The organism is Corticicoccus populi, assembly GCF_042686195.1.
GTDB classification, from domain to species: Bacteria; Bacillota; Bacilli; order Staphylococcales; family Salinicoccaceae; genus Corticicoccus; species Corticicoccus populi.
On sequence record NZ_JBHUOQ010000001.1, the window covers coordinates 970,965 to 991,599 of the forward strand.

At 38.8% G+C, this 20,635-nt stretch carries 25 protein-coding genes; 5 read left to right on the top strand and 20 right to left on the bottom strand.

Going from position 1 to position 20,635, the window contains the following annotated elements; genetic code table 11:
* Positions 1 to 8: 8 nt before the first annotated feature.
* The 5 genes from ACFSX4_RS05025 to bshC form a co-directional block, all read right to left on the bottom strand.
* Entirely contained in the window at positions 9 to 2,165 is a 2,157-nt protein-coding gene (locus ACFSX4_RS05025; RefSeq protein WP_377772172.1) for a penicillin-binding transpeptidase domain-containing protein, read from the bottom strand.
* Positions 2,152 to 2,535, bottom strand: coding sequence for a cell division protein FtsL (gene ftsL / locus ACFSX4_RS05030; protein ID WP_377772174.1), 384 nt, complete (start codon positions 2,533 to 2,535; stop codon positions 2,152 to 2,154). The genes ACFSX4_RS05025 and ftsL overlap by 14 nt, the downstream gene beginning before the upstream one ends.
* An 11-nt stretch (positions 2,536 to 2,546) precedes the next feature.
* The gene (gene rsmH, locus ACFSX4_RS05035; RefSeq protein WP_377772176.1) at positions 2,547 to 3,476 is read right to left on the bottom strand and encodes a 16S rRNA (cytosine(1402)-N(4))-methyltransferase RsmH; all 930 of its coding nucleotides are present in this window, start codon (positions 3,474 to 3,476) and stop codon (positions 2,547 to 2,549) included.
* Between the two features lie 11 nt (positions 3,477 to 3,487).
* The gene (gene mraZ / locus ACFSX4_RS05040) at positions 3,488 to 3,919 is read right to left on the bottom strand and encodes a division/cell wall cluster transcriptional repressor MraZ (protein WP_377772178.1); all 432 of its coding nucleotides are present in this window, start codon (positions 3,917 to 3,919) and stop codon (positions 3,488 to 3,490) included.
* A 139-nt stretch (positions 3,920 to 4,058) separates the two neighbouring features.
* Entirely contained in the window at positions 4,059 to 5,642 is a 1,584-nt protein-coding gene (gene bshC / locus ACFSX4_RS05045) for a bacillithiol biosynthesis cysteine-adding enzyme BshC (RefSeq protein ID WP_377772180.1), read from the bottom strand.
* Between the two features lie 114 nt (positions 5,643 to 5,756).
* Here bshC and ACFSX4_RS05050 point away from each other — a divergent pair, with 114 nt between their 5' ends.
* Entirely contained in the window at positions 5,757 to 6,221 is a 465-nt protein-coding gene (locus ACFSX4_RS05050) for an N-acetyltransferase (protein ID WP_377772182.1), read from the top strand.
* Positions 6,222 to 6,271: 50 nt separating this feature from the next.
* Here the strand turns inward: ACFSX4_RS05050 and rpmF are convergent, their stop codons facing one another.
* Complete coding sequence (rpmF, locus tag ACFSX4_RS05055) at positions 6,272 to 6,445, bottom strand: 50S ribosomal protein L32 (RefSeq protein ID WP_377772184.1); 174 nt, start codon at positions 6,443 to 6,445, stop codon at positions 6,272 to 6,274.
* Between the two features lie 3 nt (positions 6,446 to 6,448).
* Complete coding sequence (locus tag ACFSX4_RS05060; RefSeq protein ID WP_377772186.1) at positions 6,449 to 6,967, bottom strand: YceD family protein; 519 nt, start codon at positions 6,965 to 6,967, stop codon at positions 6,449 to 6,451.
* Positions 6,968 to 7,081: 114 nt separating this feature from the next.
* On the opposite strand from ACFSX4_RS05060, the gene ACFSX4_RS05065 reads away from it, so the two are divergent.
* Positions 7,082 to 8,224: a nucleotidyltransferase gene (locus ACFSX4_RS05065; protein ID WP_377772188.1), complete on the top strand. Its 1,143-nt coding sequence runs from the start codon at positions 7,082 to 7,084 to the stop codon at positions 8,222 to 8,224.
* Here ACFSX4_RS05065 and coaD read toward each other — a convergent pair.
* Both coaD and rsmD read right to left on the bottom strand, forming a co-directional pair.
* Positions 8,211 to 8,696 carry a pantetheine-phosphate adenylyltransferase gene (gene coaD / locus ACFSX4_RS05070; RefSeq protein ID WP_377772190.1) on the bottom strand — a complete coding sequence of 162 codons (486 nt, stop codon included), beginning with the start codon at positions 8,694 to 8,696 and terminating at the stop codon, positions 8,211 to 8,213. The genes ACFSX4_RS05065 and coaD overlap by 14 nt on opposite strands.
* Before the next feature lie 6 nt (positions 8,697 to 8,702).
* Positions 8,703 to 9,239 (bottom strand): 16S rRNA (guanine(966)-N(2))-methyltransferase RsmD, encoded by a 537-nt coding sequence (gene rsmD / locus ACFSX4_RS05075; RefSeq protein WP_377772192.1) that lies wholly within the window; start codon positions 9,237 to 9,239, stop codon positions 8,703 to 8,705.
* A gap of 52 nt (positions 9,240 to 9,291) precedes the next feature.
* On the opposite strand from rsmD, the gene ACFSX4_RS05080 reads away from it, so the two are divergent.
* Positions 9,292 to 9,666, top strand: a complete 375-nt coding sequence (locus ACFSX4_RS05080; protein ID WP_377772194.1) for a DUF7147 family protein — start codon at positions 9,292 to 9,294, stop codon at positions 9,664 to 9,666.
* 1 nt (position 9,667) lies between these two features.
* Here the strand turns inward: ACFSX4_RS05080 and ACFSX4_RS05085 are convergent, their stop codons facing one another.
* Positions 9,668 to 9,931: a DUF2129 domain-containing protein gene (locus ACFSX4_RS05085; protein ID WP_377772196.1), complete on the bottom strand. Its 264-nt coding sequence runs from the start codon at positions 9,929 to 9,931 to the stop codon at positions 9,668 to 9,670.
* Positions 9,932 to 10,020: 89 nt separating this feature from the next.
* Here ACFSX4_RS05085 and ACFSX4_RS05090 point away from each other — a divergent pair, with 89 nt between their 5' ends.
* Positions 10,021 to 10,941, top strand: coding sequence for a glycerophosphodiester phosphodiesterase (locus ACFSX4_RS05090; RefSeq protein WP_377772198.1), 921 nt, complete (start codon positions 10,021 to 10,023; stop codon positions 10,939 to 10,941).
* A 67-nt stretch (positions 10,942 to 11,008) separates the two neighbouring features.
* Here ACFSX4_RS05090 and ACFSX4_RS05095 read toward each other — a convergent pair whose 3' ends face one another.
* From ACFSX4_RS05095 to ACFSX4_RS05115, 5 genes are all read right to left on the bottom strand, one after another.
* Positions 11,009 to 11,815 (bottom strand): ankyrin repeat domain-containing protein, encoded by an 807-nt coding sequence (locus tag ACFSX4_RS05095; RefSeq protein WP_377772200.1) that lies wholly within the window; start codon positions 11,813 to 11,815, stop codon positions 11,009 to 11,011.
* Positions 11,816 to 11,839: 24 nt separating this feature from the next.
* Positions 11,840 to 12,532, bottom strand: coding sequence for a response regulator transcription factor (locus tag ACFSX4_RS05100; protein WP_377772202.1), 693 nt, complete (start codon positions 12,530 to 12,532; stop codon positions 11,840 to 11,842).
* Entirely contained in the window at positions 12,529 to 14,001 is a 1,473-nt protein-coding gene (locus tag ACFSX4_RS05105) for a sensor histidine kinase (protein ID WP_377772204.1), read from the bottom strand. Before ACFSX4_RS05105 ends, ACFSX4_RS05100 begins: the two co-directional genes overlap by 4 nt.
* Positions 14,002 to 14,034: 33 nt before the next feature.
* A complete protein-coding gene (locus ACFSX4_RS05110; protein WP_377772206.1) occupies positions 14,035 to 14,988 on the bottom strand; it encodes a DUF4822 domain-containing protein in 954 nt (317 codons plus the stop codon).
* Between the two features lie 185 nt (positions 14,989 to 15,173).
* Positions 15,174 to 15,614: a YlbF family regulator gene (locus ACFSX4_RS05115; protein WP_377772208.1), complete on the bottom strand. Its 441-nt coding sequence runs from the start codon at positions 15,612 to 15,614 to the stop codon at positions 15,174 to 15,176.
* Positions 15,615 to 15,742: 128 nt separating this feature from the next.
* On the opposite strand from ACFSX4_RS05115, the gene ACFSX4_RS05120 reads away from it, so the two are divergent.
* Positions 15,743 to 16,099, top strand: a complete 357-nt coding sequence (locus ACFSX4_RS05120) for a YugN family protein (protein WP_377772210.1) — start codon at positions 15,743 to 15,745, stop codon at positions 16,097 to 16,099.
* 79 nt (positions 16,100 to 16,178) lie between these two features.
* On the opposite strand, the gene ACFSX4_RS05125 is transcribed toward ACFSX4_RS05120, so the two are convergent.
* The 5 genes from ACFSX4_RS05125 to ACFSX4_RS05145 all read right to left on the bottom strand — a co-directional run bounded on the left by ACFSX4_RS05125 (position 16,179) and on the right by ACFSX4_RS05145 (position 20,633).
* A complete protein-coding gene (locus tag ACFSX4_RS05125; RefSeq protein WP_377772212.1) occupies positions 16,179 to 16,640 on the bottom strand; it encodes a DUF420 domain-containing protein in 462 nt (153 codons plus the stop codon).
* 21 nt (positions 16,641 to 16,661) lie between these two features.
* Positions 16,662 to 17,615 carry a cytochrome c oxidase assembly factor CtaG gene (gene ctaG, locus ACFSX4_RS05130; RefSeq protein ID WP_377772214.1) on the bottom strand — a complete coding sequence of 318 codons (954 nt, stop codon included), beginning with the start codon at positions 17,613 to 17,615 and terminating at the stop codon, positions 16,662 to 16,664.
* Between the two features lie 135 nt (positions 17,616 to 17,750).
* The gene (locus ACFSX4_RS05135) at positions 17,751 to 18,092 is read right to left on the bottom strand and encodes a cytochrome C oxidase subunit IV family protein (protein ID WP_377772216.1); all 342 of its coding nucleotides are present in this window, start codon (positions 18,090 to 18,092) and stop codon (positions 17,751 to 17,753) included.
* Position 18,093: 1 nt separating this feature from the next.
* Positions 18,094 to 18,717, bottom strand: coding sequence for a cytochrome (ubi)quinol oxidase subunit III (locus ACFSX4_RS05140; RefSeq protein WP_377772218.1), 624 nt, complete (start codon positions 18,715 to 18,717; stop codon positions 18,094 to 18,096).
* Positions 18,717 to 20,633 (bottom strand): cytochrome c oxidase subunit I, encoded by a 1,917-nt coding sequence (locus tag ACFSX4_RS05145; protein ID WP_377772220.1) that lies wholly within the window; start codon positions 20,631 to 20,633, stop codon positions 18,717 to 18,719. Before ACFSX4_RS05145 ends, ACFSX4_RS05140 begins: the two co-directional genes overlap by 1 nt.
* Between the last annotated feature and the right edge of the window lie 2 nt (positions 20,634 to 20,635).

Below are 20,635 nucleotides of genomic sequence, written 5' to 3' on the forward strand. Positions count from 1 at the left end.
TTATCCTCCTAGTCATCAGGGTCGTTTGAAGAAAGTGTGAGTTCAACTTCCTCATCTTCTCCTACAGGCGCCCCTTCTTCTGTTGATTGTGTTGTTACATATCCTTCGCCCTCTAAAGTGATATGAATACCTGCAAGCTCTGATGCAATAATCGCCTCACGCTTAGATAATCCTGTCATATCAGGCATAGTTATTTCACCGTCAGTTTTAACAACCAATGTTTCGTCAGGAAGCATTGAGCTGTCTTTCGGATAGTGGTCGACAATTTCATCACCGTCTCCAATCACCCGTACATTAAATTGGTCGGTAATGCCGCTCTCAGTCAATGACTCTCCTGTATGATTTCCAATATCAGTCATTTGACCTGTTTCCTCGGAACTCTCTCCTACCTCAAGGTATTTAAGTGATCTTTCAACCAATGGATTCAAACCGTGCATTACACCGTAATCCCACGTATCCGAAGCATTTTTGCCGGCAAGTTTCACACCATAGTATACTATAATTTCAGGGTCATCCGCCGGTGCATAGCCTATAAATGAGGTTAAAAATTGATACGGTTCATCAATATAACCGCCGCCGTCAGGATCAATCACCTGGGCAGTCCCCGTTTTACCGGCCATATCATAGTCATCAAGAACATACTGCGGGTTACGCTCCATCGTACCATCTATCAGGGAATTGATTTCTGCCTGCGTTTCATCAGCTGCCTCTTCTGAAATCACTTGTCTGACAGTCTCTTCTTTGCCTTCCTGAAGCACCTCTCCTGTGTTTGGATCAGTAATAGATTCTACCACATACGGCTTCTTCATCTGACCGCCGTTTAATATCGCAGTCATCCCCTGAATCATCTGAATCGGGGTGACTGTTGAAGTCTGACCGAAAGATGTTGTTTTTCTCTGAAGCTCATTATCCCAGCCGATCACTCCCGGCACTTCTCCAATAAATTCAGATTCAGTAGACTGACCGAAACCGAAATCTTGATAATACTCAAGCATTCTGTCCTCACCGACTCTGTCCTGAAGGAGCATCATCAGAGCATTAGATGAGTACTGCATGCCTTCATTATAGGTAATGTTACCCCATCCTTCACGCTCCCAGTCATAGATAGTATGTCCGTCCACATCAAAAGAACCTGATTCATAAACTGCATTCGGATCATATTCCCCTGCATCGATGGCTGCAGCAAGACCAAACACTTTAAACGTTGAGCCCGGTTCAAAGGAATACTGGTACAGCATATTCAACCAGCTGTTCCCAAAGCCTTCTCTTGTTCTCGGGTTAAATGAAGGACGCTGTCCTGTGCCTAAAATTTCTCCGGTTTCTGCATCTGCCACAACCGCAAATAACTCTTCAGGTTCAAAATGCTCATCCATAATATCGAGGGATTCCTCAACATAGAGCTGGATATTTGAGTCAATTGTAAGCTGTACATCCGCACCATCCTCCGGTGCAGATACTTCCGTATCTGTACTTGGAACAATATTCCCCCACAAATCTTTTATGAAGTCTGTAGAACCATCTGTTCCGGTCAAAAGCTCGTTGTAAGTACGTTCAATACCCATTTGACCCGAGATAACACCGCTCTCTTCATTTCTCTCTGCAAAACCGAGAAGGTGGGATGCGAAATTACCATTCGGATAAAAGCGCTTCGTTTCAGTCGTGAAAGTCACACCGCCGAGCTTCTGATCCTGTTTTAATTCTTCCATCTCAAGTTTTTGATTGTAAGTAATGTCCTGACCTTCACGGCCGAGTTCAACCTGCATACGGTCCTGTTCCTGACCGTCTTCAATCCGCTCCATGATATCATCTGCATCCATGCCGATAATGTCACTTAAAATTTCTGCAGTTTCTTCAGGATTGTTCACATGGTCCGGGTAATCTTCATCCAGTATCAGTGCAATACGATAAGACTCCATATCACTTGCCAGAACATTTCCTTCTCTGTCTAATATATTCCCTCTATCTGCATCATTAATCTGACTTCTTGCAAATTTAGCATTTCCGTGCGCTGTCAAATCTTCATCGTCCACTGTTTTCCCAATCATCAAATACGCAAACTGCCATATTAACAAAAGAAAAAGCACTCCTATACCTACGTTAATAAGGAGCGCATGAACAGATACTGTTCTTTTATACTTACCAATTCTCAGTTTAATTCTGGTCATAATTCTCAACAACCTTTACATTGCTATTATCTAAATCGAGTCCCAGGTCATTGGCTTTTTCATAAATTCTGTCATAGCTCCGAAGATCAGTCACCTCTGTATTCAGTTCGTGAATTTCACTCTCTGTTGTCGCTATGTCACTTTCAAGACTTACAATTTCTGATTGTAACTGATAGGCCTCCATCTTTAATGACAACACATAAAATGCACATAATGCTATCATAAATAACAGAATTAAATATACACCCATTTCAAAACGTTTTATACCGACAACTTTTCGTGTCTTCCTGGTCTCTTCGGTATATGTATCCGGATGATTCCTGTCTGCTGTTTTTGTATTTGGAAGAACTCTGTACTTCTCTACCGCCATAATAACACACCCTATTTTTGTTTCTCTGCTATTCTCAGTTTTGCACTTCTCGCTCTTCTATTTTCTTCAATAGATGCTTCACTTGCGATAATCGGTTTTCTATTCACTCTTTTTAACAACGGCTGGTATTCTTCAGGAATCACCGGCATATTTCTTGGAAGTTCCGGTCCTTTTTCATATTCTACAAACATCTGCTTGCAGATTCGATCCTCCAGAGAATGGAACGTAATAACAGAAACTCTGCCGCCTTTTTTCAACAGGCCGATTGCCTGTTCCAAAGAACGCTCAAATACACCAAGTTCATCATTCACTGCAATTCTTAACGCCTGAAAAACCCTTTTAGCGGGATGACCGCCGGTACGGCGGAATTTATGCGGAATTTGACTTTTAATGAGTTCTGTCAACTCAGTCGTTGTAGTTATCGGCTGGTCATTTCTTTTACGTTCAATCTCACGGGCAATCTTTTTTGAAAATTTCTCTTCCCCGTAGCGGTAAAATATACTGACAAGTTCCGCATAAGGGTATTCATTTACAATTTTGTAAGCATCAAGCTCCTGGGTCTGATCCATACGCATATCAAGTCGTGCTTCCTTGGAATGACTGAATCCTCTTTCAGTGATATCCAGCTGCGGGCTTGAGACACCGAGATCATATAAAATACCGTCTATTTCTGTAACGCCGACGTTATTTAATTCATTTTTTAAATGTTCAAAATTCGAATGGATAAATGTAATATTGTCATACTCTTTAAATTTTTCTTTTGCATGTTCCAATGCATATTGATCCTGATCAAATACAATCACACGACCTGTATCGAGCTTGGAAAGTAAATATTCCGTATGCCCGCCGCCTCCAAGCGTTGCATCAACATACACGCCATCCGGCTTTACATTGAGACCGTCTACAGTCTCATTCAGCAGTACTGTGTCGTGCTTAAACATGTCTTCACATCCTATAAATCAAAGTCAATTAAATCTTCAGCAATATCTTCAAAATTTTCTTCTGAATCCTGATAAAATGTATTCCATTCCTCAGTATTCCATATTTCAATACGGCTTGAGACACCGATTACTGTACACTCTTTATCAAGCCCGGCATATTGACACAGATTTTGAGGAATATTGATTCTCCCCTGTTTATCTACATCCACCGTTACTGCACCTGAGAAAAACATTCTCATAAATTTACGTGCATCTCTTTTTGTTAAGGGCAGGCTCTTCATTTTTTCTTCAATACGACTCCACTCATCAAGAGTATAGCCGAACAGACATTTATCAAGACCGCGTGTAATAACAAACTGATCCGTCAAAGATTCACGGAGTTTACTCGGCACAATCATTCTGCCTTTTGTATCCAGTTTATTGTTATATTCACCCATGAACATAAATGTCACCCGCCTTATTTGTAATTTACCACATTCCCCCACTTTTCACCACATATTATATGTAATTCATTGATTTTATTTTCTGCACACAAAAAAAACATCCTCCAATTGTTTGGAAGATGTCAAAAATACTTTATTTTTATTTTTTTAACAAAATTAAATCCGGTGTATAAGATAAAGAAGTCAGGCCGTTAAAATAATCCGTATACTGCCATGGATGATACTTTCTTTCCTGCAGTGCACCGTCCGGAAACAGGCATTCTGTGATTTCGTCAATGTCATTTAAATGTGTACGGTGCTTTCTTCTCGCTTCCACCTGATAACGTCTTTCCAAATAGTCCATCTGTTTGCGCTGAACTTCAAGATTTGCGTTTATCAGTGCCTCCATATATGGTTTATCATTCACCTCACGGAGCTGATGATACATTTTTTCTGTTTCTTTTTTCATATTTTCAACTGTCTGGATAAATGATTCAGAAATTTCATCATCCACCATCTTTTCTTTAAGTAAAGCAGCGTCTTCTATCAACCTGTTTGAAAATGATAAACCGTGACTGTCCATCAATTTTTGAATACGCTCGGAAATATGAACAAATTCCATCCGCTTCATGACAATCGGCATTGGAACATCCATCACTTCAAATACACGATGGATTTCACCCCAGTACTTGACCTCAGCGCCGCCGCCGAGAAACACCAGTGTATTAAACATCATTTCCTGCATCAGAGGTCTTGTCACCACATTATTACTGAATTCAGAAGGATTTTCATCAATTTTATTTAGAAGTTCAGACTCTGTCGCTTCTTCATTAAGAAGTTGATACACGCCGTCTTTTTCAGTCATCAAATGACGTTCCGCCGATGAATCGGAAAATAGATGAACATTCGTTTCAGTCTGAATTGTCGGAGGAATATTAAGTTTGTCACAAAATACTCTCTGCCCCTCCCTGAACGCCTGATCCACCTGTCCGTGATTAATGAGCAGCTTTTTAAACAACGGCTGTTCAAGTTTTCTCACTGCCGGCAGATGTGCATTAAATATTAACAGGCCGTCATCTTTGAATTCATCATGAACCAATGCATGAAACAGTTCTGTCCAATATGTATGCGCATCAATTAATTCTGCGACACGTTGTTTGAGTTCTTTTAAATACACACTGTCGCCGAGTTCCGTCACCACTTTTTCAAGCGTTCCATGCATTGCTTTTTTATCATACTCGTAAAAACCGATACTCATGGGTACATTGAGGTTCGGCTTATAGGAAATTTTTCTTCTGCGCCGGTGATTTTTACTGTATATGAATGTGTGGTTAATTTCCTCGAAATCGTGGTCTTCTCCGGCAGACCAGAACACCGGCACCGCGTCATAATTAAATTTTTCTTTAATATTCTTAGTCACCGACAGAATAGAAATAATTTTATGCATGATATAGCTCGGACTCATAAAAAGTCCGGCCTGCTGACCGGCAATAACTACTCTGTTTCCGGATTTTAATTTCGAGAGGTTTTCCGTCTGTGCATCCGAAAGGCCGTATCTGGACATATCTTCTGAAATAATGTCGGCGAGCGCCTCAGTATGACTGTGCGGCTTTCTTTTTATCACTTTATCTATACTTTCTTTATCAAAGTCGAGTCCTTGATAAAAACGCATGAGTTCTTTATCTTTATTTTGAAATTTCCTGGAAAATTCATCCTTAGAAAAATCCATACATTCGATTTCCATATAGAAACTCCTTCTCTTTATTTATTTAACTAAAATTATAAATACTATTCATATATAAAACAATTGAATCGTTTCAAAATAAAATCTATAATGATTTTAAAGGAGAGATTGATTATGCCAGAAATTAAAAAATTAGCAATCAACTATAAGACTGCTGAAGATTTTAAAAAATTCCGCGAATACGGAAATCAAGAGCTTCAAATGATTGAAGAGCTTGAAGGTAACATGATTGATTCAGATATTGATTCACCTTTTTACGGCATTTATGTCGGCGAAACACTTGCTGCACGTATGTGCCTGTACAAAAAAGAAGATGAACAGAAGCCTATCTTCGACCCGCCCCATGACTATATGGTTATCTGGAAGCTGGAAGTTCTTGAAAAATATCAGGGCAAAGGCTACGGTCAGGCTTTAATTAACTATGCTAAAGAAATGGATATGCCTATTAAAGCAGTGACACGTCAGAACTCAAGAGATTTCTTCATCAAGCAGGGCTTTGAAGGTTTGAAATATGATGTTGAACGCGATCTTGCAGATAATGCTTTAATCTGGTATCCGGAAGGATATAGTTTAAACTAATAAAAAGGATGAGTCCGGGACTCATCCTTTTTATTATCTATCGTTAAAAATTATTTTGCTACAACTTCTTCGCCTTTGTAGCTTCCACACTCTTTACATACGCGGTGAGATAATTTCATTTCTCCGCAGTTAGAGCATTCTACCATACCAGGTACTGCAAGTTTGATATGCGTACGGCGCTTATTTTTACGAGTTTTGGATGTTCTTCTCTTAGGTACTGCCATTGTTTACTCCTCCTTCTCTTCATCACTGTTTAGTAATGCTTTTAATTTCTCGAGTCTCGGATCTACTTTGTCATCTTCTTCACTGTTAAACTCTGAAGCATCGATGACTTCCCAGTTCTTACCATTCTTCGGCGGCTCATCACTTTCAGAATACACTTGAGGTATGTTGACAATGATTAATTCCCTGACCACCGGCTCTATGTCCAATGTATGATCCAGCGGATGTACATTTTCATCCACATCATCATCTTCCTCAACTGTTTCATCAAAGATTTCATATGAGTCAATTTGAAGCGGGAACTGAATATTTTCCGAAGTTCTGCTATCAAGCATATTGACGGCTGTTGAAATATTCAAGTTCACATCCATACGGAATGGATGAACAGATATTTGACCTGTAACTCTCACTTCATCAATAGACAAGATATCTTTTCTGTCTGTAAGATCTGGAAGTATTACCGTCTCATCAATATTGAGAGATTGATTTTTAAATTTCTTAAGTTGTGATATCGACCATCTCATATAGCTTCACCTCTTATGAGCACAAAGAATATTCTACATTTTTACGGTTCTCATGTCAAGTTAATTTCTTAACAGATTATCTGTTACAATATCTTTAAAGAAAGGTGTGACATGATGAAAGTTATCGGCTTAATTACAGAATACAATCCATTCCATAACGGCCATATTTATCATATCAGAGAAGCGCAGAAAATGACACAGGCAGACCTTACAATCGCAATAATGAGCGGAAACTTTACCCAGCGCGGTGAAGCCAGTCTGATTGATAAATTCGTACGTGCAAAAGAAGCTGTAAAATATGTGGATTTAGTGGTTGAACTGCCGCTTTTAAATGCAGTCAGCTACGCAGATGATTTTGCACTCGGCGGTGTACATACTGCCGGGCTTTTGAATGTCGATGAAATTGTCTTCGGCAGTGAGTCAGGAGATATTTCATCACTCCAGGCATTATACAGGCAAAACCAATCCTTACAGTCTGCACCGGAATTCCAGCAATTAATCAGAAAAGGCTACAGTCACCCGAGAGCACTCGCAGAATTGACACAGTCTGATATTATTTCGGGGTCTAATAACATTCTCGGCCTTTCATATATCAAAGCAATTGACCGGCTGAAGTTGAATATTAAACCGTCCACCATTAAAAGAATCGGCAACGACTACAATGACACCACATTATCCGGCACATTGTTTTCAAGTGCGACAAGTCTCCGCGAAAGTCTGTTAAAACACGATTTTACATCACCCAGAAAATATATGCCCGGAGCATTTGTCGACATCCTGAGCCGTTCAGTTCTCATTACCAACGAAAATTTCTTCGATTCCCTAAAACTGCTGATTACCCATAAAAGCGAAACAGAGCTGAGACAGATTTACATGATGACTGAGGGCATCGAGAACCGTTTAAAGACATATATCAGACAGTCAAAGACATATAGAGAATTTCTTCAGAATATAAAAACAAAGCGTTATACATGGACCAGGCTGAACCGCCTGATGATATATATTCTCATAAATATCACAAAAGAAAAAATGCATTTGTACAAGACAGAAGAAAATCAACATGTCAGAGTACTTGCTATGAACGGCAGGGGCCGCAAATATTTAAAAACACTTCCTGAAACAACCAGCGTCATCACAAATGTAAATAAAGAAAACCGCGAATTCGTCTATGACGAAATCACGGCCGCAGATCTTTATAATATCGCATCACACTCAGAAAGAAATGATTTTAATACACCGGTCATTATTGATCCTTAAACTTTTCTTTAAGTGCATCTTCTACAAGCGGCGGAACAACATCCTCAATTTTTCCGCCGTATTTCGCCACTTCCTTTACTATCGATGAAGATATGAAAGAATAATGGTTATTGGTCATCATGTAGATAGTCTCAATATTACTGTCGAGTTTCCGGTTCATACTCGTGAGCTGCATTTCATACTCAAAATCGCTTACCGCACGCAGACCTCTTACAATCGCATCCGCCTGTACTTCCTGGCAAAACTCTATTAATAAGCCGTTAAAATCTCTGACCTCTACATTCCCAAACTCTTCTGTTACTTTTTTAATCAGTTCAACACGCTCCTCCGGTGTGAACAGACCTTTCTTTGATGAGTTTTTTAACACAGAAACATAAACTGTATCAAACAGTTTGCTTGCGCGCTCAATAATATCCAGATGACCGTATGTGATTGGATCAAAGCTACCTGGACAAACAGCTGTTTTCCCCATATATTTTTACTCCCCGAATTTCAAAATATTAATCTTTATCGTACCATATACCGTTTCCTTAATACTGGTAAACCCATGTGTATTATAATGTTCATCTTTATGGGTTTCAACTACTATGCGTCCGTTTTCTTTTAAAATATGTAATGACTCTATTAATTTCAGTGCTTCAGGCACTATTTTTTTATGATACGGCGGGTCAATAAATATTAAGTCAAATGACTTATTTCGTTTTGACATTGCCTTTAACGCCCGTCTGTAATCATTACGGAACACTTCAACCGGCTCTTCAATATTACTCACATTTTTTTTAACCTGTTCTGCCGAATCCTTCGCACCGTCAATAAACATCGCGTATTCTGCCCCGCGGCTCACCGCCTCTATGCCAAGCGCACCGCTTCCCGCAAATAAATCCAGCACATCACCCTCAATTTCGTTAAGGATATTAAATATATTTTCCCGTACCTGATCTGTAGTCGGCCGGGTATCCTGTGACTTCAGTGTATTTATTTTTTGTGACTTATACTTACCGCTGATTACTCTCACTGACTTCCATTCCTTTCATGATTAAGCTAAAATTAATATAGGAGTTGATTATATGCAGAAATTTATCACCTTGGGAGAGGGCTATGGAGATATATTCGAAATCGAGGCACTCATAGAATATAACCATGCACGTATTGACCGTGCACTGTTCCTCCATACAGAAAACGCACCGTCAACCTTTCTTCTCATCATGAAACCTGTCAGAGGCAATTTCCAGGCTGTCTACACTATATTTAAAGGAATTCATGTAGATGAGACCGGGAAAGGACAGAAATATCAATTATTAAATAACTGGTGCACAGAAAAAGAAATTAAAGTGATTGAATTTACTACCAGAAATCCGGATGATTTTCATGAGCGTGAACAGTTTTATCAATACATCACCGGTGTACTGCGGCTGAACCACCTGCTTCCGCCCCTGACTTAAACTAAATCACCCGGTAATCTCTTGCTTCAAAATTCTCTGTACCATATTCACGACGTATGTTTTGATATTCCGAAACCACTACATCCGTGACATATTTTAAATTATTCAGCTCTTTTATTGTTTGAGAAACGTCGGAATCGTATATATATAATAATAAGTACTTCTTATCTTTATTCACATATATTAGATGCCCGTAACGTTTCAATTGTCGAATGAATTTATTTTGTTTAAAATAAATATATACACCTATTCGTCTTTTGAGCATAATAGAACCACCCATCTTCTTTGTATAAAGATATAATAACACGTAAAGTTTAAGTTTCAAAAACGAATTGAAATTGGAGGCATTTTGACATGAAAAATTGTATTAAAAAAGTACTTACAGCAGCAGGTGTGGCAGGTGCAGTGTTTGGAGGATTATGGATTGGGACAAAACTCACTTCTGAAACACAGGTACGCAGCATCAAACCATTCTTCAGACGCCGCTCTCCATACATTTTAGCGCACCGCGGCGGAATGGGAATTCGTCCCGAGCACACTAAACTTTCATTTGATAAGGCGTCCGACTTCAATGTCGACGGATTTGAAATTGATATCCGCATGACAAAAGATGAAGAAATTGTTGTATTCCACGATGCTTATGTGGACCGCACATCAAACGGCGCAGGACGCGTCAGCAATATGACACTTGATGAGTTGAAAAAACTGGATTTCGGTTATCACTTTAGAGATGTTGAAGGAAATCATCCGTACCGCGGAGATAAGGATGCAAAAATCGTCACTCTTCGTGAACTCATCGAATCGTATCCGGATAAGCTGATTAATATCGATATCAAGGATAAGCCTGAAACGTATGAAGGAAGCTTAATACCAAGCGCACTTTACAGATTAATTACCGAACTCGGTGCAGAAGACCGCGTACTTGTTACGAGCTTCTTCGATGATCAAATCAGCCGCTTCAAGCTGTATTCAGGAGACACTATCGCACTCGGTGCAGGTGAAAATCAAGTTAAAAATGCAGTGCTTTCCTATTCCACAGGCTTTAAGCATATGTATAAACCGAATGCGGATACTTTCCAGCTGCCGCTTAAGCCGGGTACACCGACACTCTACTCACAAGGATTTATCAACTTCCTGCAGAGTTTAAACATTGCAGCAGGATACTGGGTAGTGAACGAAATGGATCAGATGGATGAACTCATTCAAAAAGGTGCACATACTATTGTGACTGATTATCCTGATATCAGTTACTACCTGATGAATGAAAGATACTAATCAAAAAGAGCTTTCCTTTAAACAGGAAGGCTCTTTTTTCGATTATATTAAATAACAGCAGTTCAGTTTACTCATACTTCTCCAGAAGACTTTGCATTTCTACATAGTTCAATTGTTTCGCATAATCCATGGCAGTATTTCCGTAATTATCTGTTAAACCAGGGTCTGCTCCATTCTGAAGGAGTATCCCGGCAATATCCTGATAGACTTCTGATCCGTCAGTAAGCGCAACCGCTTCAATTAATGCGGTATACCCAAAATTATTTTGATGATTAATATCGCTGTCGCTGTGTTCAATGAGATATATTACGTTCTTTAAATGACCTTTCTCAGCTGCCGGAATCAATGCATTGCCGCCAAATCGATTAAAGACTTTTTCATCCGGCTGTGAATGTTCCAGCATATACTTCAATATTTCTGATTTTCCTTCGGCACCTGCATATAAATACGGGCTGTCTGATATATTATCCTGCTGATTGATATCCGCATTAAAATCAATCAATATTTCACTGATTTCAATGAAATTATTATGAACTGCGACAAGTAACGGGGTTTCACCGTCTTCATTCACTTCATTTATATCGTAATCAGTGTCCTCCATAATCAAACGTACAAGTGCATCATCATTCGCTTCCACAGCCTTTAATAAACTGCCTGCTTCAAAAGTCTGTATAGAATTCACCCCGCCGTCATCCCCCTCTCTCTGGCTTTTTTCTTCTCTATCTGCAATCATCTGCTTCTCATAATGGATTTTGATTTCTTCAATGTTTTCTCCAATTCTGCCGGCGCCGTCATTGTCCTGGTTTTGACATGATATTAAAAACAGGACCAAATTTAACAGGGTACAAAATTTACCGGTCGTTTCAATGTTCATTTCTGTAAAATCCTTTCCCGGCTTTTAGTTATTAAAGCGATATCCGGATCCCCATATTGTCTCTAACATTAAAGGCTGTTTAGGATTGAATTCGATTTTTTCACGCAGCCGCTTGATATGGACAACAACTGTAGATGTATCCCCCAACGAATCAAATCCCCAGACACGTTCAAATAAATCATTTTTACTAAACACCTGATTCGGATTAATCATAAAAAACTTCAACAGTTCAAATTCTTTTGTAGTAAAAATAACTTCTCTGCCGGCAGAAAAAACTTTATGTGATTTGATATACAGCTGAATGTCATTCACTTCCAGAATTTCATCTAATTCAGGAGCTGTTCCTTTTGTTAAGCGTTCAAAGCGGTTTAAATGTGATTTCACGCGGGCAACCAATTCATTCGGACTGAAGGGTTTCGTGATATAATCATCTGCACCAAAACCAAGTGCACGTATTTTATCAATATCTTCTTTTTTAGCAGACACAATCAATATTGGAGTGTTTATTTTATCACGCAGAAGCTGACAGATTTCGAGCCCCGACATAGAAGGAATCATAATATCCAGTATAATTAAGTCATACTTTCCAGTAAGACCTTCATTTAGACCTTCAACACCATCAGAAACAATGGTGACCGTCATATCATTTAATTTCAGATAGTCTCTTTGTAATTCGGCAATATGCTGATCATCTTCTACTAATAAAATTTCTTTCATGATTGTCTGTTCTCCTTTAAAGGTAATGTAAATGTAATACTCGTTCCTTCCCCGCGGACACTCTCTGCTCTTATGCTGCCGTCGTGCTCCAGAATAATCTGTCTGGCAATTGCCAGACCTAGACCGCTGCCGCCATAATCACTGTTTCTGGAGCTTTCCACACGGTAAAACCGGTCAAAGATTACGTCTATATTTTCTAAATCCATTCCTGCACCGTTATCATGAACAGTCACACTGATTTCATTAATTTTCTTCTCTGTCTCAATAATAATACGCTTTTCTGATTTATTCATGTGCTTTACACTGTTTTGTATAATGTTATCCAATACCCGGCGTATCTGCTGAATATCTATATATACATCCGCCTCTTTTACACGTATATTTTTAAAATCCAGACTAACATTCTGCTGCTCAAGGTCCAGCTGGTATTCTTCCACAAAGTGGCTGAGAAACTTTACTAAATCAATTTTTTTAAATTCAAAAGGGATTTTATGTAAATCCAATTTGGAGAATACAAATAAATCATCTATTAAAAAATTTAAATTCCTTGCTTTATTATAGACAATATTCAAATATTGCTGCTGTTTAACCGGTGTGTCTGCGACACCGTCTTTTAATCCTTCCACATAGCCGATGATTGAAGTGACCGGTGTTTTTAAATCATGCGAAATATTAGACAACAGTTCTTTTCTATTTTCTTCATAAGCTTTATTTTCTTTACTGACTCTATTCAATGCACCGCGTAACTTTTCAAATTCCCGTGCAAGTTCGTTAACTTCCCCTTTTTTACCCGAGACAATTTCTATCTTTCCTTCCAGTTCCCCATCTTTTAACTGCTGAACTTTTTTATTCAACTCACGTAACGGAAGAATAATCGATTGATTTAACGAACGGTTAAACAGAATAATAATCAGAACTGCCACTGTTAAAATCAATGCCGTAATAATCAATGCCCATCTCTGCACAAAGTCTGAAAAGCTGTTTTCTTTTTTTAGAATCATTACACTGCCATTATCATTATCAGAGAAATTAAAATCAAACTTCAAATAACGATATAAACTCCCCTTATTATCAATTGTCCCCTGTGTATAAATATTTTCAGTATCAAATTCCGGGGCATGCGCAATTAATGATTCCACAACGAGGTTTGGAGAATGATATAAAATATCATTCTCTTTTCTAATAACTATATCAACCTCTCTTTCCTCAAAGTCATTAACCTGGTCCTTTAAATCAGGATTCATCAAATCATCCGGATTCTCTTTTGCAATATTACGAAAAGTGACTAATGCCTCCTGTTCGGCATAAGTCACTTGTTTTTGCTGAGTTACCGATTTATAGAGTTGAACCGGTGATGAAATCTGTCCGTTTATTGAAAATAAAAGGAACCATATGATGACAAGTATAGAACAAATGATAACCAATAAACTCCCAATAAATGTGATTAAAAATCGTGTTCTTATACTCATTACCATCTTCTCCCCGTACTATAAATTCAAGTTTTAAAATCCAAATGACGGATTGTACTCACCGGTATACGGCTCATGTTCGACAAAAATTTCTATCTCATTACCTTCAGCATCTTCACCCATCCGTTTATAAGTAAAACGTTCATTATTTAATTCAGTCACTTCAAGAACCGCACCATAACTGTTTTCTCCGACAGAAACATGTGCTCGGATTTTATTATCGTTAATCACATCAAAGTATCCGAAATCTCTTCGGCTGTCACCGCTCTCTATATCAAAGAATTCATACTTATTGGTTTCCTTATCAAACTTGGCAATACTGATAAAATTGCTGTTGTATTCAGTAACATCATTACCGTCACTGTCTTTCACTGATGTTCCATTCCACAAAGTACCGTCCAAAATCTCCACTCCGGAAACATTCTGCATGATTTCACCTGTTTCACTGACCATTTCCGGACTCTCATTTGTAAATTCAAGTTCAGACTCATTATACGGTATATGCTCCACATAAATCTCTACTTCGTTTCCATCAGCATCTTTACCCATCCGCTTATAAGTGAATATCTCATCATTCAGCTCGGTTAGATCCACAACTGCCTGATAATCCATAGTTTCAGAAATTAAAATTCGTTTAGTGCCGTCATTACTGACAAAAAACACACCTTCATCTCCACGGGTCTCACCTGTTTCCTTATCAAAAAACTCATATCTGTTTGTCTGTTCATCGTACTTGGCAAGTCCAATAAAGTTGCTGTTCTCTTCTGTTAAATCATTGCCATCCTCATCGTAAACTTTAGTACCCTGCCAGTTTACAGACGTCAAAGTATCAGTATACTCCTCACCTTTTGACACTTCATTTTGCTCAGTATCTTCATTTTGAACGGATTCCTGATTTTCTTCAACCTCATTCTCAAGCGTACCGCAGGCGGCCATCATAAATGTGCCGGTTAAAGCCAATGTGATTAAATTTCTTTTCGTGTTCATATGTTCTACATCTCCTCTATATGTTATAAATTTATAATAAAGGATGATTATAAAACCGGTATAAACAATAAATAAAACTAAAATGAACAAAAAATAAAATTTTTATGAACTCATACAAAAAAACTTGGATTGTATTCACAATCCAAGAACTTATAAACCGTTTTTTCTATTTTAAATCTATATTTCTAGCCGACCTTGCAGCCGCAGCTTCCGCCTGTTGAACATCCTAAAGAATCACCGCTTGCAAAGAACGGGTTATTGCTGACCACATTCACATGCTCACTGACGACTTGGGATATGTGGTACAGTACTTCATCCAGCATCTCCTGAAGTTTATATTCTGCACGTCTAAACTCCATGATTACAGGATTCATATCCATTTCTTTTTTAAATTGATTAATTTCACGGCGCTTTGTACTAAAATCGGGATGATACTTACCAAAACGCTGCACCTCTTCAAAGTCTATTTTCAGCTTCGAAAATTTATCAATCAGATTTTTCACTTCCGTATCACTATCAAGAAGTAATCTATAATGGCAGTATTGCTTATATTCTTCAGTCTGAGTTATTTTTTCGTTTAAGGCATCCAGCTGATCCAGTATTTCAATTTCTTTATCAATTGTCATAAAAACACCTCTGAATCTAGTCTATCACAATTCATTCTTCCCTTCTAGACGACAATTTCCATTTGCAACTCTTGTAGGAATAGATTAAAATTATAGTAATGCTAATAAAAGCTTAGGGAGGAAATTTCATGGTTTTTGAAAACTCTGGTCTTGAAACGATGGTCGTACCTCAAGATATCTTACAGAATGTAATGAATAAAAATGGCTGGGTCCTCGGCGGCTCATGGGACTATGAACGAATGACTTTTGATTTTAAATATGAAGTACCGGAAGGAATTTATTATCTGCGTCTGCCGGGATATGCGGTTGATGGTGATGTCGGTGCAAATAATGCAACGCTTCAATTAATGGATCCTTACATGGGTAAACATTATTATCCAACAGGTATCGAGTACGGCAGTGACGAACACTTCCCTGACCGTATTGTTGATCATGCTGTAAATAAAATCCGCAAAGTGACACAGGACTTGACTGCCCTCGTATAAATCACCCGCCCGTTTATCCTTGATAAACGGGTTTTATTATACAAAAAAACCGGAGCACTCTGTGCTCCGGCTGTATTTATCAATGAAAGATTGCATCAAATAATCCAGTCGTTTCTCCGCCCGGATAAAGGACGTATAACAAAACATATACCATCACACCTGTAATCGCCGTCAGGAACCAGACAGGCACTGCAATTCTGCCGATTTTACGGTGGCGGGATCTTTTACCTTTAGTCCCCGTATAAAGCTGTACTCCCCCAAGTATGCCGCCTGTCGTAGACAGCATAATATGACCAATCAGGAAAACAACATAGTAAATTTCAAGAGACTCAGGTCCGCCGAACTGAGTATTCCCGAGGAATATCGTTTTCGACAAATAAATAATGAAAAAGATAAGTGCCGCAACCGCTGCGTATTTCATCCATTTTTCATGTTCAACTTCTTTTCGCTGTCTTATTTTCACAATACCGACTACCATAAATATTGCACTGAGTACAATGAATGAAGTACTTATTGTTGGTAAAATAAAATGTAAATCCACTTAAATAACCCCTATCTACTTTTATCTAAACTGCTTATGCAGTTCCTGCTGCATACGTGCTTTTTCCAAAGAACGTCTTGTTGTCTCTTCTTCATCCTCACGCTCATCTCTATACCATCTGTAAAAGATAAAGCCAAGCATGAATCCGAAAAATACTTCCTGAAGTACTTTCATTATGATACCGCCGGTCTGCTGATCATGAATCGGTGAGGTATTTGTAAAATACTCCGGACCGGATATAATCCCCTGGCCCTTCAACCCTTCAAGTACACCTGACGGCACACAGAGTTCCATTGCAGAAAGCCATGCATCACCTTCTGTAAATGTTGCATACAGCGGACTTGAAGAGAATATAATTAATGCACACGCCGGTGTAAGCAGCATGCCTATACCGAATATATAGAGCAGTTTGAATAATCCACCCATATGGTTTTCTCTCGGCTCCACTTTATTAAAAATTGGGTAGAACATAATAACGGACAGGAGAAACAGAGTCACTAATGCCAGTGTATGTAATGTTGCATTCATTTTTAAAGTATCCATAATCACAGGCAGATGATAAATAGAAAACGCACCATTAAACAAAATCAAAGCAACCAAAGGTTTCTTTGCAATATAAAACAACTGCTTAATGACAGGCAGATTTACTAAATATCTCCATAAATATTCCGGGACACATGCATAAAACAAAGGTGCTACAAGTAAAAGTCCTACAGCCATTTGAAGCATATGAAAACTGAACAGTATATGACTCAATAAATCTACAGGTGATCCATAAGTAATATAAAGCAGAATCATATTGACTACAAAAATACTGCCTTCTTTTCTTGTTAACGGACGTCCGCCTTCAAATTCATCATACCATCTCGTAGTAATCAAAAAGAAGACAACTGTACAAATTGCGATGAATGTGAAAAAGAACGGGCTCCAATTTGCCATAAAGCCGAATATTGATATCGATGAAAGATTTTCCATAATAATCATCCTTTAAAATTTCGCTTATCCCTAGTATAAATTTTATCACAGTACAGCTCAAGCCAGTGTGGTGACAATATATTGACAAAAGACAAAGGACCGGCACTTATTGTGCCGGCCCTTTATGTTTGATCATTAAATTGGTTTACCAATCCAGACGATATAGATGAACACTACAATGAATGTTAACGCAAAGAAAAATCCAGAGAGCATCATCAATTTCATATAGTCATGTCCTTTGTCTTTCACGTGCATGAAATAATAGAACTGCAGTATTACCTGCATAAATGCAAGAATAATAACGATTGGTATAATGAATGAACTTGAGAAACCGTAAGCTGCCAGACCAAATGCAATAAATGTCATGAAAATCATTAAGCCGAATGAAACCAGCTGCTGACGCATTTCTCTGGTGCGTTCACGACGAACGTAGTCCAGTTTCTCTTTTGAGAGTGCTTCAACTTTTACATCTGCCATATTATAACACCCCTAACAAGTAAACGATTGTAAAGATAAATACCCATACAACATCGATAAAGTGCCAGTACAGTGCTGCTGTATTCACTTTAGCCGCTGTATACACCGATAATCCCCGTTTTGCATTACGGATTATCAGCAGTGTAATCCAGACTAAACCGAGAACAACGTGAAAACCATGTGTTCCAATCAGGAAGTAGAAAGAACTTCCGAATGCACTTGATCTAAATGTATGACCTAAATGAACATACTCAATGAACTCATAAATTTCAAGAGCAAGGAATCCTAAGCCGAGAAGCACTGTGATTCCAAGCCATAACTGCATTTTATTAAAGTTATTATTTCTCATGTGGTAAATCGCGTACACACTTGTCAATGATGATGTTAAAAGTAACATCGTCATGACAAATGCAAGTTCCAGGTGGTACAAATCTGCAGCATGCAGATGCCCGCTTGGTGTTGAATCTTTTAATGCAAGATAAGTTGCAAAGAGAGATGCGAAAAGTACTGTTTCACCAGCTAAGAACGTCCAGAAGCCGATAAATTTATTTTTACCTTCCAATGTTGCTCTCTCAGGGTGAGCCGGCCATCTTTCACTTGGTACATTGTATTCCATGTTAGCCATTATTTCGCACCCCTTTCTAATTCTTCTAAATCTTTTTGTACTTCTTCTTTTTTAACATAATACCCTAAATCATCTTTCCATGAACGGACAATCATTGAACCTGCAGTAATCACAAGACCTATAATCAATACATAAACTGCCCATGGCTTTTCAGGTAGATTTGATACAGCATCAATTGCCCAGTCTTTACCTGCAGCAAAGTACAGTGCGCCGAATGCTGCAACAAACAAGCCGAATGACATTACAAATGGGATAAATGAATTATTAGGCATATGGAAATCATCAAGCGGTTCTGCCGGAATCATTTTTCCGTTGCCATCTTTCTTCTCAACCCAGTATGCATCTAAACCGCGGACAAGCGGTGTTTGTGCAAAGTTGTAATATGGAACAGGCAGCGGCAGTGACCACTCAAGTGTACGTCCGTCACCCCAAGGATCCATTCCGACTTTTTCATTTTTCGCAACTGTAATCACAATGTTAATAACAAGGAATATTACTGCTACAGCCATAAACATTGCTCCGATTGTAGAGATTAAGTTGGCTGTTTCGTAACCTTGTCCATCGAGATATGTGAATACACGTCTCGGCATACCCCATAATCCTAAGAAATGCTGTATTAAGAATGTGAGGTGGAATCCGATAAAGAATAATACGAATGTAACTTTACCTAGTTTCTCACTCAGCTTAGTTGCAAACATTAACGGCCAGTAATAGTGAAGTCCTGCAAGTAGTGCAAATACTACACCGCCGACAATTACATAGTGGAAATGGGCAACGATAAAGTATGAGTCATGGTACTGATAGTCAGCCGGTGCTGCAGCCTGCATAACACCTGTGACACCACCCATAACAAATGACGGAATAAATGCAACCGCATATAGCATAGGTGTCGTAAACTCTATACTTCCGCCCCATATAGTTGCAATCCAGTTAAATATTTTAATACCTGTCGGTACTGCAATCGCCATTGTTGCTACAGCAAATATCGCATTTGCTGTCGGTCCAAGACCAACTGTAAACATGTGGTGAGCCCAAACCATGAATCCGAAGAAACCAATGAGTACTGTTGCAAATACCATTGCTGAGTATCCAAACAGACGTTTTCTTGAGAAGGTTGTGAATATCTCAGAGAAAATACCGAACGCTGGAAGTATCAGAATGTATACTTCCGGGTGACCGAAGATCCAGAACAAGTGCTCCCAGATAATCGTGTTCCCTCCAGCTTCGACGATAAAGAAACCGGAACCGAACATACGGTCAAATAACATTAAGAATAAACCAATAGTAAGCGGCGGGAATGCAAATACGATTAAGATTGAAGCAACTAAAGTTGTCCAAGTCATTAACGGCATTCTCATGTACGTCATACCAGGTGCTCTCATGTTAATAATTGTTGTTACGAAGTTGATACCGGAAATTAATGTACCGGCACCAGAAACCTGTAACCCTAGTACATAGAAGTCAATACCATGTCCAGGTGAGTTAATTGAAAGTGATGCATAACTTGTCCAGCCTGCATCCGGGGCACCGCCTAAAAACCATGAAAGGTTTAGAAAGATACCACCGAAGATAAACAGCCAAACACCCAGTGCATTTAAGAATGGAAAAGCAACATCCCGTGCACCAATCTGGAGCGGTACTGTTGCGTTCATAAACGCGAACAAAAGGGGCATAGCAGCAAGGAAAATCATCGTTGTACCATGCATAGTAATTACTTCATTAAACAGTCCTGCTGACAGGAAGTCATTGTTTGGTACTGCAAGCTGAATTCTGATCAGCATTGCTTCTATACCACCGACAACAAAGAAGAAACCACCAGCAATCAGGTAAAGTATCGCAATTTTCTTATGGTCTACTGTAGTTAAGTAATCCCATATTACTGATCCGACACTACGTTTTTTCGCAGTCTGTGCCATAT

What these genes read in the sequence shown, in the direction of transcription:
- ACFSX4_RS05140 (WP_377772218.1), bottom strand. Translation starts at nt 18,717, where the DNA reads ATGGCTAACATGGAATACAATGTACCAAGTGAAAGATGGCCGGCTCAC.
- ACFSX4_RS05085 (WP_377772196.1), bottom strand. Translation starts at nt 9,931, where the DNA reads ATGCTCAAAAGACGAATAGGTGTATATATTTATTTTAAACAAAATAAA.
- ACFSX4_RS05025 (WP_377772172.1), bottom strand. Translation starts at nt 2,165, where the DNA reads ATGACCAGAATTAAACTGAGAATTGGTAAGTATAAAAGAACAGTATCT.
- ACFSX4_RS05090 (WP_377772198.1), top strand. Translation starts at nt 10,021, where the DNA reads ATGAAAAATTGTATTAAAAAAGTACTTACAGCAGCAGGTGTGGCAGGT.
- ACFSX4_RS05100 (WP_377772202.1), bottom strand. Translation starts at nt 12,532, where the DNA reads ATGAAAGAAATTTTATTAGTAGAAGATGATCAGCATATTGCCGAATTA.
- ACFSX4_RS05050 (WP_377772182.1), top strand. Translation starts at nt 5,757, where the DNA reads ATGCCAGAAATTAAAAAATTAGCAATCAACTATAAGACTGCTGAAGAT.
- ACFSX4_RS05060 (WP_377772186.1), bottom strand. Translation starts at nt 6,967, where the DNA reads ATGAGATGGTCGATATCACAACTTAAGAAATTTAAAAATCAATCTCTC.
- ACFSX4_RS05110 (WP_377772206.1), bottom strand. Translation starts at nt 14,988, where the DNA reads ATGAACACGAAAAGAAATTTAATCACATTGGCTTTAACCGGCACATTT.
- mraZ (WP_377772178.1), bottom strand. Translation starts at nt 3,919, where the DNA reads ATGTTCATGGGTGAATATAACAATAAACTGGATACAAAAGGCAGAATG.
- rpmF (WP_377772184.1), bottom strand. Translation starts at nt 6,445, where the DNA reads ATGGCAGTACCTAAGAGAAGAACATCCAAAACTCGTAAAAATAAGCGC.
- ctaG (WP_377772214.1), bottom strand. Translation starts at nt 17,615, where the DNA reads ATGGAAAATCTTTCATCGATATCAATATTCGGCTTTATGGCAAATTGG.
- ACFSX4_RS05080 (WP_377772194.1), top strand. Translation starts at nt 9,292, where the DNA reads ATGCAGAAATTTATCACCTTGGGAGAGGGCTATGGAGATATATTCGAA.
- ACFSX4_RS05095 (WP_377772200.1), bottom strand. Translation starts at nt 11,815, where the DNA reads ATGAACATTGAAACGACCGGTAAATTTTGTACCCTGTTAAATTTGGTC.
- ACFSX4_RS05065 (WP_377772188.1), top strand. Translation starts at nt 7,082, where the DNA reads ATGAAAGTTATCGGCTTAATTACAGAATACAATCCATTCCATAACGGC.
- ACFSX4_RS05115 (WP_377772208.1), bottom strand. Translation starts at nt 15,614, where the DNA reads ATGACAATTGATAAAGAAATTGAAATACTGGATCAGCTGGATGCCTTA.
- ACFSX4_RS05145 (WP_377772220.1), bottom strand. Translation starts at nt 20,633, where the DNA reads ATGGCACAGACTGCGAAAAAACGTAGTGTCGGATCAGTAATATGGGAT.
- rsmH (WP_377772176.1), bottom strand. Translation starts at nt 3,476, where the DNA reads ATGTTTAAGCACGACACAGTACTGCTGAATGAGACTGTAGACGGTCTC.
- ACFSX4_RS05120 (WP_377772210.1), top strand. Translation starts at nt 15,743, where the DNA reads ATGGTTTTTGAAAACTCTGGTCTTGAAACGATGGTCGTACCTCAAGAT.
- ftsL (WP_377772174.1), bottom strand. Translation starts at nt 2,535, where the DNA reads ATGGCGGTAGAGAAGTACAGAGTTCTTCCAAATACAAAAACAGCAGAC.
- ACFSX4_RS05135 (WP_377772216.1), bottom strand. Translation starts at nt 18,092, where the DNA reads ATGGCAGATGTAAAAGTTGAAGCACTCTCAAAAGAGAAACTGGACTAC.
- bshC (WP_377772180.1), bottom strand. Translation starts at nt 5,642, where the DNA reads ATGGAAATCGAATGTATGGATTTTTCTAAGGATGAATTTTCCAGGAAA.
- coaD (WP_377772190.1), bottom strand. Translation starts at nt 8,696, where the DNA reads ATGGGGAAAACAGCTGTTTGTCCAGGTAGCTTTGATCCAATCACATAC.
- ACFSX4_RS05105 (WP_377772204.1), bottom strand. Translation starts at nt 14,001, where the DNA reads ATGAGTATAAGAACACGATTTTTAATCACATTTATTGGGAGTTTATTG.